11 protein-coding genes are annotated in these 12,919 nt (G+C 23.0%); 8 read left to right on the forward strand and 3 right to left on the reverse strand.

What is annotated here, in order from left to right; all coding sequences use genetic code 4:
* The first annotated feature begins 4 nt into the window (after nucleotides 1-4).
* From ACJA27_RS01090 to ACJA27_RS01125, 8 genes are all read left to right on the forward strand, one after another.
* Nucleotides 5-2,803 carry an ABC transporter substrate-binding protein gene (locus ACJA27_RS01090; protein WP_406618145.1) on the forward strand — a complete coding sequence of 933 codons (2,799 nt, stop codon included), beginning with the start codon at nucleotides 5-7 and terminating at the stop codon, nucleotides 2,801-2,803.
* Nucleotides 2,804-2,811: 8 nt separating this feature from the next.
* Complete coding sequence (locus ACJA27_RS01095; protein WP_406618147.1) at nucleotides 2,812-3,903, forward strand: ABC transporter permease; 1,092 nt, start codon at nucleotides 2,812-2,814, stop codon at nucleotides 3,901-3,903.
* A 14-nt stretch (nucleotides 3,904-3,917) separates the two neighbouring features.
* Nucleotides 3,918-4,892 (forward strand): ABC transporter permease, encoded by a 975-nt coding sequence (locus ACJA27_RS01100; RefSeq protein ID WP_406618148.1) that lies wholly within the window; start codon nucleotides 3,918-3,920, stop codon nucleotides 4,890-4,892.
* 9 nt (nucleotides 4,893-4,901) lie between these two features.
* A complete protein-coding gene (locus tag ACJA27_RS01105; protein WP_406618149.1) occupies nucleotides 4,902-6,617 on the forward strand; it encodes an ABC transporter ATP-binding protein in 1,716 nt (571 codons plus the stop codon).
* A complete protein-coding gene (locus ACJA27_RS01110) occupies nucleotides 6,610-7,938 on the forward strand; it encodes an ABC transporter ATP-binding protein (RefSeq protein WP_406618151.1) in 1,329 nt (442 codons plus the stop codon). The genes ACJA27_RS01105 and ACJA27_RS01110 overlap by 8 nt, the downstream gene beginning before the upstream one ends.
* A 105-nt stretch (nucleotides 7,939-8,043) precedes the next feature.
* Nucleotides 8,044-8,265 (forward strand): hypothetical protein, encoded by a 222-nt coding sequence (locus tag ACJA27_RS01115; RefSeq protein ID WP_406618152.1) that lies wholly within the window; start codon nucleotides 8,044-8,046, stop codon nucleotides 8,263-8,265.
* 81 nt (nucleotides 8,266-8,346) lie between these two features.
* A complete protein-coding gene (locus ACJA27_RS01120) occupies nucleotides 8,347-8,607 on the forward strand; it encodes a hypothetical protein (protein WP_406618153.1) in 261 nt (86 codons plus the stop codon).
* Nucleotides 8,608-8,708: 101 nt separating this feature from the next.
* The gene (locus tag ACJA27_RS01125; protein WP_406618154.1) at nucleotides 8,709-8,978 is read left to right on the forward strand and encodes a hypothetical protein; all 270 of its coding nucleotides are present in this window, start codon (nucleotides 8,709-8,711) and stop codon (nucleotides 8,976-8,978) included.
* A 33-nt stretch (nucleotides 8,979-9,011) separates the two neighbouring features.
* On the opposite strand, the gene ACJA27_RS01130 is transcribed toward ACJA27_RS01125, so the two are convergent.
* The 3 genes from ACJA27_RS01130 to ACJA27_RS01140 are packed head-to-tail and all read right to left on the reverse strand — an operon-like array spanning nucleotide 9,012 to nucleotide 12,882.
* Complete coding sequence (locus ACJA27_RS01130) at nucleotides 9,012-10,244, reverse strand: hypothetical protein (protein WP_406618155.1); 1,233 nt, start codon at nucleotides 10,242-10,244, stop codon at nucleotides 9,012-9,014.
* A gap of 12 nt (nucleotides 10,245-10,256) precedes the next feature.
* Nucleotides 10,257-11,918: a hypothetical protein gene (locus ACJA27_RS01135; protein ID WP_406618156.1), complete on the reverse strand. Its 1,662-nt coding sequence runs from the start codon at nucleotides 11,916-11,918 to the stop codon at nucleotides 10,257-10,259.
* Complete coding sequence (locus tag ACJA27_RS01140; RefSeq protein ID WP_406618158.1) at nucleotides 11,899-12,882, reverse strand: asparagine synthetase A; 984 nt, start codon at nucleotides 12,880-12,882, stop codon at nucleotides 11,899-11,901. The genes ACJA27_RS01135 and ACJA27_RS01140 overlap by 20 nt, the downstream gene beginning before the upstream one ends.
* Nucleotides 12,883-12,919: the final 37 nt, after the last annotated feature.

Here is a 12,919-nt window from a genome sequence, read left to right on the forward strand (position 1 = left end):
AAAGATGAAAAAAAATAAAACCATATTTTTTGCTACCTTATTACCATTAGCATTTAGTCCTATAGCTTTAGTATCTTGTAGTAGTCAAAAAATTGATTATGATTTAGGATTAGCTACCGCTCCTTTAAATTCTTTAAATTACATTAAATATTTGTCTGTAAATAAAATTTTACCTTCCCTGGTAGAAGCACCTTTAAAATCAGGACCCAATGAAAGTTTAAAAAGATTATATTCATTACCAGAGATTAAAATGGGAATTTATGGTGGTGATGAAAATTCTAATACTATGAATGATTTTTTAAAAAATTATGCTGATAATATTACTCAACCGTCTGGACAATTTTATTCATTAGATCAATTTGGCGCAACTACTGGAACCTTAGTGGGACCTAATGGAACCTTTCAACAAATTCATGCAATTAGAACTGCTAATAATAAATTTTTATCTATGACAATGAATTTAAATAATGGTTTAAGTAGATGATCGAATAATGATTTAGTACAATCGGATGATTATATAGATGCTTTACATTACATTGCTGATTTTAATACTGGTAGTCAAAAACAAACTGATTTATTACAAAAGAAAATTAAATCTACTTCTAAAATGATTGAAGCACAACAAAATTATGTGCGTAAATATAAAGAAGCATATAAAAATCCTTTCGGTTATCCAAAATTAATAAAAGATAAAAATGGTAAATTAATTTATGAAGCTACTGGAGAAATAAATAAAGATTATGAAAAACCTTTTTCTGCTTTATGACCTTCTCAAAATGAAGGTGATGAAAAAGAAGTAGATGCAATTAGAGAAGCAGCATTAGAATTTGGATTGTATTCTGGAAAATTATATTTTGATCATTCTAATAATGAAATTATTAGTTCCATTCCTTATTCTCCTAATTTTGATCCTACTAAAGAAGTTAGTGAATTAATGTTACCTAATCCTGAATATGACATCAATAAATATACTCCTCAACAATTACAAAAAATTCCTAAAAGAATTGCTACAAAAGTAAGAAAATATACTTTTAGTGATCCATATCAAAAATGGGATTTTTCAGAATTATTACAAAAAGCCAAAGATTTTAAAAAGAAATATGAAGTTGCTTTAGCACAAGAGGATAAAGAATTTAAAAATTTATCATATAATGAACAACTATCTCTTTTGAATGAAACTGAAAAAGATCCTAATGAAGCGGCAAAAAATATAGATTTGTCAACTTATGCTAAAAGATTAGTATTTTCTCATGATGAATATGCTTTAAGAGTAGAATATGAATCTTATGAACCAACATCTTTAAGTAATGCATATAGCGATATAAATAGTACTTTAATTCCAGTTAATCGTAAATTTATTGAATCTATTGGTGGAATTAATAACTTTGGTTTGGATAGAAAAACATTTTTAACTAATGGACCTTTTAAAATTGATGATTTAGTTTTTGGTCCTCAAGGATATATGACTTTAGTTAAGGATAAAAAGTATTATTCTTCTGATAGAACTATTTCTAACAAAATTAAATTATTCTTTAGTTCAGATTCTAATTTAAATTCTGCGTTGTATGATGATGGTTATATTGCCTCAACTAGAATTCCTGCTATTCAACAAATTGATTATTGGTCTAATTTAGAATATCGTAAAAATATGAATAAATCTGCTGGTTTTGGAACCATTGCATTAGCTTTTAATTTAGATAAAGAAACCAATGGTAATAGTTATTTAAATGATAATGATTTAAGAAACGCTATTTATTATGCAATAAATAGAAATGCAATGTTAAATATTGTGGGTTGAAACTCATCTTTCCCTGTTAACACTTGGACTGCTTTTGGCCAAAGTTCTTCAAGTTTTGGTGATGCTACTGAATTAGGTTTTGATCATGATGATATGCTAACAAAAGTGGATGATAAACATTTAGTTCCTGTTCAAAATTATTCTCACATTGACCATTTATCAAAAAGTTTTAAATTTGAACATGTTGATCGTACCGATAAAAGTTATTTACCTGAAATTGCTAAAAAATACTTAGAAAATTTTAAAAAGAAACATCCTAATGTAAAGAAGATAACTTTAAAATTTATTCATAATTCTACTGATGAACAACTTAATGCAGGAATAGGTTTGAAAGATGCTTTACAAAAAGCTTTTGGTAATTTTATTGATTTAGAAATTAAAGGGTTGCCAGAAAATGTTTATGAAGATTCAAGAACAAAAGGTGAATTTGATATTATTTATCGTAATTTTGATACTTTTGGAACAGATTCATATTCATATGTAAGAGTATTCTTTAAACCTGATGAAATAAATAAAAAAGATCAAAAGTCTTCTGGATTTAGAAATAATCCTGCTGGTTCTTGAACTTATCAAACTTATTTTAATGAATTAGGAATTACTAGAAAATCTGATGGAACTTTAAATATTCCTCCAGAGACTGAAAAAACTAGAGAAAGATTAAGAATTGATCAAGATATTTGACAAAAAATTATTGATTTAGCTTTAATTAAAAATAATGAAACTATAAATGAATTTACTGAAAGATATTCTGCATTTTTTGCTGGACAATTTACAGAAGAAGAAAAAGCACAAAAATATACAGAAAAAAGAATTATTGCTTTAATTGCTGCTTTAGAAAAAATTGTTCGTGATGGAGCACCAGTAGTACCATTAATGGAAGTAGATACCTATTGAGAAATTTCTAGAGTTGGCGGAGTTTCAAGCTTATTTACTTATTCTTTACAATATGCTTATGATGTTAAAAAACCACCAATTAAAACCTTACCTACAAAGATGGAATTTTAGGAGTATAAATGAATTCAAATGAAAATAATCAATTTCAAATTTTCGATGAACAAGAAATAAAAAATTTAGAAACTTCTAAAAAAGTTACTTATAACCATTCTTTTGTAGATTTTGAAAATAAAATTAAAATAAAAATTCCTTGATATAAAAAAATATTAAATATTCAAAACCCAGCCATTAAAGGAGTTAATAAAGCACTTTTAATGATTTTAGAATTTTTAGTAGTCGCTTGAATTGTTATAACTATTACTTTTTTCTTGATTAATTCAGTTCCTGGTTCTACTGCTATTTCATCTAATTTAGATGATGCACAGAAAAAAGCTATTGAAGCTCAATATGGACTTAATTTACCTTTATGGCAAAGATATGGGATTTATTTAAAGAATCTTTTAAGAGGGGACTTTGGATTATCATTTTCAGTTTTTCCAGGATCTAAAATTAATGATTTTATATGAGTTAGATTTTTAAAAAGCTTTTATATAGGTATTTTTTCGGTTATATTAACTTTAGGAATAGGAATTCCTATTGGAGTTTATGTTGGAATGAATCCGGATAAATTACCTGATCATATAGCAACGGTTGTAGTTTCAATTTTTTCATCTATTCCTTCATTAGTTTTTGCTTTATTATTACTTTTAATTGGAAGAGCATTAAATATTCCATATTTATTTGATGAAAAAAATCTAGCAACCTATGTTTTACCAGGTTTAGCTTTAAGTTTAGGTTCAATTATTGTTTATATTAAATATATAAGAGCTGAACTAAATCGTGAATTAAATTCTCAACATGCAAAATTTTGCTATTTAAAAGGTTTATCAAAAACCCGTTTTGTTTGAAAACACGCACTTAAGCCTTCATTATTTCCTATAGCAACTTTTTTCCCAGTGGTTATTTTCGGAAGTTTTATAGGCTCATTATTTGTTGAACAAATCTTTGTTATTACTGGTTCTGGAGGTTTATTACTTCAAGCCATTACTTCAAAAGATTACAATATTATTTTATTTATGGTTTCATTATTTTCATTAATTACCATTTTATCTTATACCTTAAGAGATGTTCTTTATGAATTAATTGACCCACGTGTAAGAAAGAAAAGATAGGAGGTAAAATTTATATGTCAAAAATTAAAGAATTAGAAACCCAATTAGAAATTGAAGAAGAAAAATTAGTACCAAATAAATTTTTACAACCTATCAATTATCAAAAATACAAATTGATGGGTGAAATTATAAAATATCGTGAAACTTCATTTATGCATGTTCAACAAAAACCATGAATAGAATTTTTTTATAGATATAGTAGAAACAAAGGTGGAATTTTTGGTTTTGTAACATTAGCTTTATTAATTTTATGTGCTTTAATTATTCCTTTTTTTACTCAAAATCCCGAATCATTAAATACTAATCATGCTTTTAATACTTTTTTTCAAAATGGTCATATTTTAGGAACTGATGGAAAAGGTAGAGATATTTTTGCTAGATTATGATGAGGTTTAAGATATTCTTTAGCCTTAGCTTTAGTAACTACAATTATTCAAGTAACTTTAGGTTTATTTTTTGGAATATTAATGGGACATTATCGTATGTTTGATAAAATAATGACTTTTATAATTAAAATAATTTCTAATGTTCCTTCAATAATTGTTTTAATTGTTATTACTATTGTTTTAAATCCAACATTTTGAGTAATTGTGTTTGCTTTAACTTTTACCTCTTGAACAGGAATAGCTAACCAAATGCGTTCTCAAGTTTTAAGAGCAAAAAATTATGAATGAGTTTCAGCATCTAGAATATTAGGCACTCCTACATATAGAGTTTTGTTAAATTATTTACCAGTAGTTTTACCTTTATTGATTACAGAAATTGTGTTTCATATTCCTGGTGTTATTCTTTCTGAAACTTCTTTAGCTTTCATCGGACTTTCAATTCCTAATAAATCAACTTTAGGAAATTTAATTAATGAGGGTTCTAAAATTTTTGCTACTTCACCACGTTATGTTTTAATTCCTTCTACTATGCTTATTTTAGTTACTACAAGTATTCAATTAATGTCTGCTGCTGTTCAAGATAGTTTATTAAGACAAAGATAGGAATATGTTATGCAAGAACAAGAAAAAAATAATAAAAATGAATTAAAACAAAAAAAAGCAACTAAAAATATAAAAATAAAAATTAGTGAAGAAATTAAAAAAGAAACAATAATTGAAGAAGAAAAAGTTACATCAACTCAAAGTAATATTAAAAATTTATTAACTAATAATGTAGAAATTCAAGAGGAAGAACAAATTATTGTTCCAAAAGAGCTAAAAATTTTTGAGCCTGAAGTTTCTCTAAATGATTCAGGTTATTCAAGATTATTTAAAACTTATTTAGAATATCAAAATAAACCAGAACCCAAAAGTATAAGAATTATGGAAGGTATTAAAAAAGAAAATTTTTGAGTTACTTTAGGTAAATCTTTTGTTAATTTATATAAAAACACTAAACATTTTTTTACCACAACTATTCCTATTTGGTTTAAAATAAAAAAACCAGAAAATAGATTCGAAGAATTTCAAAAATATATTGAAAATGCAAAAATGGAATTTGTTTTTAATAAGCCAAGAAAAATAGTAGCAGAAGTGGAAGATGTATATTTATCTTTTGCTAATCCAGCTAACCCTAAAGAAAAAAGTATTGTTTTAAGAGGACCTAGTTTTAAAACTTATGAAGGTTGTATTCATGCAATTATAGGTGAATCAGGTTCTGGTAAATCAGTAATTACTTCTCTTTTATATGGACTAACAGGGAATAATGCTATTTTTGAAAGTGGTTCAGTAAAACTTTATGGAATGGAAGTTCAAAACTATACCTTGAAAGATTGAGAAAATTCAAAATTAAGAGGAAGAATAGTTTCAGCAGTTTTTCAAAACCCAATGTCTATTTTAGATCCCACTATGAAAGTAGGTGAACAAATAATAGAAGGCATGCTTATAAATAAAATTGTTAAAAAGAGAAAAGAAGCAAAACTTGAAGCAATTAAATATTTAGAATTAACTAAAATCAATAATCCAGAAAAAGTAATGAAATGTTATCCACATGAACTTTCTGGTGGAATGATACAAAGAATTGCTTTAGCAGCCATTGTTTCCTTAAAACCTAAATTATTGATTATGGATGAACCAACAACTGCTTTAGATCCGACTGTTCAAGCCTTAGTTTTAGATATAGTTAGAGAATTACAAAATACCTTTAAAATTTCTACAATTTTTATTACTCATGATTTAGGAGTAGTTGCTTCTATAGCTGATTATATTAATATTATGTATGCTGGTCAAATTATTGAAGCGGGTACCAAAGAAGAAATTTTAATGCACCCTATGCATCCATATACTTGAGGTTTAATTTCTTCTATGCCAGATTTCAATACTGGTGAAAAATTGCATATTATTAATGGAGCAGTTCCTTCTAATTTAAATAATATAAAAGGCGATGCTTTTGCAGTAAGAAATGAATATGCTTTAGAAATAGATTTTGAAAAAGAACCATCATTTTATCAAATATCACCAACTCATTTTGTAAAATCAGAATTATTAAATGAACATTCTCAAAAAGTAACACCTCCAAAAGTAATTGAAAAACTTTGAAAAAAATATGAAGAAAAAATTATTTCTTTATATGGAAAAAATTATTATGTAAAAGAGGATATTTTTAATTTTTATAAAAATAAAGCAAATATACATAATCAATTAGTGCAAGAACTTATTGGAAAATCAGAAGAAGAAAATAATTTAAATCAAAAATCATCAGATAATAAAGAAGGTGATAATGTCTAAATATTATTGTGAAAAAGGAATGTTTGGAAAGCAAAAATGTCGTTTAATTATAGATGGGACAGAACAAATGCTTTCTCATAAAGAAAATCAAAAAACTTTGGTTGAAATTAGAAATTTAGATATTGCTTATACTTCAGGAACAAAAAAATTTTATGCTATTAAAAATTTAAATTTAAATATTTATGAAGGAGAAGTTTTAGGATTAGTTGGTGAATCAGGTTCTGGAAAATCTACTACTGGAAGAGCAATTATTGGTTTAACTCCACATGATTTTGGTTATATAAAAATTGAAGATAGAATTATTCCTAAAAATATGTATAAAGGTTTTAAAATTTCAAAAACATATAAAGATTTAGTTCAATTTATGATTAATAAAGTTCAAATGATTTTTCAAGATCCTACTAATTCATTAAATCCTTATAAAAATGTTGAATGAGTAGTTTCAGAAGGACTTACTAATAGTAAAAATCTAAAAGGTTTATTTCAAATTGATTTTGATCAAAATGTAATATCTTACTTAAATGAAGAAATTAACAAAAATGATTCAAAAAATCCACTTTTTGAAAAAATTTCTGAAGCTTTTAAAGAAATTAATAAAAGTCCTGAGATATCAAATGAATATGTTTTTAAAAAAATATATGAACAAATTGTTTTAAGAAGCCAAGATAAACCTAGTATATATCTTCCCTTAAAAGAATATATGGATAATGCAAAAACAGAAAAAGAAAAATTATCATCTTCTAATAATAAGCAAATTAAAAAAATGCTAATTATCAATATGCTTAAACAAGTAGGTTTAGATGAATCAGCCTTAGGAAGATTCCCATTAGAATTTTCTGGAGGACAACAACAACGTTTAGGTATATGTAGATCAGTTATTTTAAAGCCTAAATTATTAATTGCTGATGAACCTATTTCTGCATTAGATGTTTCTATTCAAGCACAAGTTATCAATATTTTTAATGAACTAAAAGAAAAATTTAATTTAACTATTTTATTTATAGCTCATGATTTAAGAATGGTTGAATATATATCGGATAGAATAGCTGTTATCAACAAAGGTACTTTATTAGAAGTTGGAAAAACTGAAGAAATAATTCATAATCCAATTCATCCTTATACTAAATCTTTATTAGATGCAGTCCCTTCAATCGAATCACAAAAAGGTTCTTTATTGGGGTACCAATATGATTTAACAATGCATAATTATGATGAAAATAATCAACCTAAATGACAAAAAATAAATGGCGATCATTTTGTATTATCTAGTGATCAAGAATTAGAAAAATTTAAAGAAATTAAACGTTTACACAAACTTTAAAAATTTAATAATTTGACGTATTTATCTATTTTATAGGTAAATACGTTTTTTAAATTAGTTATTATTATTGGTATTATTCTAATAATAGAAAGGAATTAATAAAATATGAAAAGAAAAATGCTTTGAGGATTAAGTTTTATTGCTTCTATACCTTTTATTAGTATGATGTCAGTTTCATGTAAAAAAGATAAAAAATATGAATATGAAATGAATTCATCAATAACGGATAATGAATTAGTTTATCTAGCTAATAAAACAGAAATTATGTTTCAAAAATCAAAACAAATGGCAAAACAAATATTAGAAAAATATAGTGATATTATATAAGAGAATCCATTAATAAAAAAATATGGAAACATCCTTTATCAATAAATAGTAATTTAGTATCAGAAAACATTGCAATTTTGATTGATTTATCCGAAAAAATATAAAACTTTTTATGATATTTTATTTAAAGATATTTTTCCATTTTTATTATCAGAATGAAAAATTACTGATAATGAATATAAATACTTTAATATTTATGATTTAAAAGGTTTAATAAGTTGGGTAAATAGCAAATTGTTAAATCCACAACAAAAAGTTTTTTTAATTCAATTAAAACATCAAATATTGACAAAAATAGACCAATTTGACATATTTATGCAATTTTGAGATTTTTTAATTTAAATAATATTTATTAAATTTAAATAAATTAAGGAAAATTATGGAAAATCAAGTTTACAAATCAGAATCACAATGAACTGGATCAATTATGGGGTATGTTTGGGATGAGATTATTATTTGTATTATTAGTAATTTTATCTGCTGCTACATTATTTTTAGCTTTACCATGAGTTATTGTATTTTTTAATAGATGACTTATTTCACATACTGTTATAAATGGAAAAAGATTAAAATTTAATGGAACAGGAGTACAATTATTGGGCCCTTATATTAAATGATTACTTTTAACATTAGTAACATTTGGTATTTATGGAATTTTCTTTTTACCGGTTAGAATGTTACAATGATTTACAAAACATACTGTATTTGCCTAGAAATATAGGATTCAAAAAATAACAAGCTTAATTTTACTTGTTATTTTTTTTGTTTTTCATTATTAAATTTTCACTAATAACAATTATTATGCTACTAATAGTTATTAGTGAAGCAAATATTGCAAAACTAATGAAATAGTTAAATTTATTAGTTATTAAAGTTAATAAAATAATAATTATTGATGAACTTATAATTCTAAAAATTAATGTATAGATTGTGTTATTTTTAAATTTATCTTTACTAAATAAAAAGTAAGAGTTAGTATAAAAAATAGTAATGAAGAATGAATAAAGCATTTGTTGAAATCCAATAGTGATTAAATATGCTATATTTTTAAATTTATTATCTATATTTACAAATAAAATAGGAATAATTATTAAGAAGATTAAATTCATTGGTATTAAAACTCAAATTAACTTAATATTTTTATTTCTTATAATTAAAGATAATAAACTACCTATTAAACCAAAAATAGCAAAAATAATAGTTAAAAAGAAAGATCATTTATTTGGATCAAAATCTATAATTTTAAAAAATTGTGACATTCCAGATTGTTTTGGGAATAAAAATATGCCTATAATAAAACTAGCAGAGAAAGTATAAATTCATTTTAAAATATTATTTTGTTTAATATTTTGGTTAGGATTATCTTCTTTTTGTTCTTTAACTAATTCAAGTGAATTTTCATTTAATTTAAATGAAAAATATAAAAATCCAGAAATAAAATAAGTAACCATATTTAATAATATAAGAGTTCAAAAAGGTAATTTACTAAACAAAATTAAAGAAAATATAGGTGCTAATAAAAGCGCTATGGAAGTTGAAATAGTTGTTAAGATGTTATAAGTTTTTATATCTTTTTCATTATCAGAAACATAATAAATGATAGTTTTTAAAGCTATAAATCTAAAAGAATGAATAATACTCAAAAGAGAATTTATTACTAATAAAAAGATAGAAAAACCAAATAAATTATTAGTTTTAATAATTATAAAATAACCAACTAATATTATAGAAAGGACTATAAAACTTGCCAAATCAGTTCCTAAAAGAATATGTTTTAAATTTCCTTTTTTAGTTATTTTATAGTTTAATAAGTAAGAAATGAAAGTAGGTATTTGAATAAGTAAATATAAAATTGAAACTAATCAAAAACTATTAGTAAATTTATAGATATATACTGCTGTTCCTAATTTAAATGCTTCTGAACCTATCATTGATAAAATTAAAGAACTTGAATATTTAGTTTTATTTTTAGCTTGCATATAGATTCCTTATTAATTTAAGTTTTCATTTAATATTCAAATTGATTTTAATAAATAAATAATATTTATTATGTTAATCATTGAAGACATTGAATGTATTGAATTAGATGGTATTGCTATTGTAATAGAATTATCTATATCATTTAATTCAGTTATATCTGTAGAACCCGAACCATAATAAATATCATATGGTATTGAGTATATATTTAATAAATTACTTATTTTGTCAAAAAAATCAATTTTTAATGGAGTAAAAAAATCAGCTATTCTTATTAAAATTCCATGTTTTTCTCAATTGTCTTGTTCTGATACTTCAAAATTAATACACATATTGCTTTTTATATTTTTTTTCAATGATTTTATTCCTGAAAGTCCAACTTCTTCACTTTTAGTTAATAGAATATTAGGTATTTTTGTAAAATTCTGAATTACTCATTTTAATAAAAATACATTTATTTTATTATCATTATTTCTATTAGAAAAGTTAAAATTTTTTATTGTTGATTTTTCATTAGAAACTATAAAATATGGTTGTTTATTATTTAATTTAATTTCATTTTTATTTAAAAATTCAATTTTAGGTCTATTTATTTTTATATTTTTTTCAGTTGAAAAAATATAGTTATCATTTATTTTAAATTTTATGTTTTGATAAATTTTATTACCCTTTCTATCATATAAGTCCAAATTATTTGTTGGTTTTCAATTTATAGTACCTAAATTATAAATTTGATCATTTACTAAAATACCAGTAGCTTCATCTGAATGCGATATGAATAGTAGATTTGAAGTTTCATTTTCATTTAAGATATAACCACCATTTATTTTATTTATATTATTAAAAATTTTGTTTATAAATATATCTTCATTTCCTGAAGGCGAAATAAAATCATAATCATTTATTATTTTCTTCATAAATCCATCATAAAAATTTTTTACTAAAATTTCATTAAAGGAAATGAAATTAGTTATATTTTTTATTTTTTTTATATTTTCAAAAAAATCATTTATTTTCAAAAATATAGGCATAAAAATTTTATTTTGTTCAATAAAATAATTATATTTTTGTCACCATAAAAATTTATCGTATTTATAATAAATGAAAATTAAACAAGAATTATTTATTATTGCGAATAAGTATGTTTTTATTTCTTCATAATTTACATTTTCGAAAAAATTTATTTTATTATCTATAAAAATAATGTCATTCAAAGTATTTGTAATTTTTTCATATTTATCATTATGTAAATAATAATCAGACATAATGTAATTTAACATTGTTATTTTTCCTAATATTAAAAAAATTGAATCAACAATATATAAAAATTCATTTATAGGTTTTATTCAGCTTTTATCTATATGATTAAATAAAACAAATTCAATTTTTCCAAATTTAGTTGAATTTAGCGTAATTAAATTATCATCTTCTCTTTCTATAAAAGAATTAATTTTTGAATTCAAAAAATAAATAAAATCTTTTTCAACATAAAAATTTGTATTACCTACAAATGATAAGTCTATATCATTTGGTTTTCTATTAGTTAATTTATATTCTGATAAAGCATAAGAACCAGTAATAATTAAAGATAAATTAGTTGTGTTTTTTTTATTGTATTCTATTAATGAATTATTCAATAATTCAAATAATTCATTTTTATGGTTCAATATTTTCATTTGTATCCCTTGGTAAAACAACAACATTTCTTATATCATCTTCATTTATTAAAAATAATATTAATCTTTCTATTCCAACACCAAATCCAGAAGTTTGCATAGGTTTTTCTTTTTTCATTTTAAAGTATCAATTATATTCATTAGGATTATTATTATGTAATCTAATGGAATTTATTGTTTCTTCATATGTTTCACATCTTTGACCCATTCCAATGGTTTCACCTATTCCTATTAAGAAATCAGAATTTATTGCTCTATTAGAAACATTTTTTTGATAAAAAGGTACTAATTTTGCTGGAAAATTATTTAAAAAAATACCACTATTATTAAATTTTTTAATTAAGTATTTTTCCCCTATTGAGTTTATATTATTTTTATTTGTTATACCACTTGGACAATCATTTTTTAATATTGATATAGCATCAAAATAATCTAAATCGTAATATTTTTTGTTGATAAAATCATTCAAATTATTTAAATTGGTTTTTATTAAATTGTTATCTTTGAGATTTAAAATAGTTTTTTTAACTATATATTTAATATAATTAAAAGCTAAATTTTTACATAATTTTATATCTCCTTTTATCTCTATTTCAAAATGATTAAATTGATGTAAATGTCTTTTATCTACATTTTCTCCTCTGAAAGTATTAGTGAAATATCCAACTTTATTTAAATTTTTTGCTCTTAGCAAAAGTTCTAAATAAAATTGCATAGAATCTGCTAAATAAAATTCATTATTATTTTCAATTGATTTTACTTTATATGGTTTTGAGTCAGAACCTATACCCATTGGGCTAGATATAGATTGTGTAGTTATAGGTAAACAAACAAAAACAATATTTTTTTTCTTCATTCATTGAATAGTTTCAAAGTGTATTAAATTATATATTTCTAATAAATCATGATATCTATCAGATGTAATAACATTAATAAAATTTTTTCTAAAATTTTCAAAATTCATAATCACCTCCTTTTTTAAAAATAAAATGTTTCTATCA

The organism is Mycoplasmopsis lipophila, from assembly GCF_045276895.1.
Taxonomy (GTDB): Bacteria; Bacillota_I; Bacilli_A; order Mycoplasmatales; family Metamycoplasmataceae; genus Mycoplasmopsis; species Mycoplasmopsis lipophila.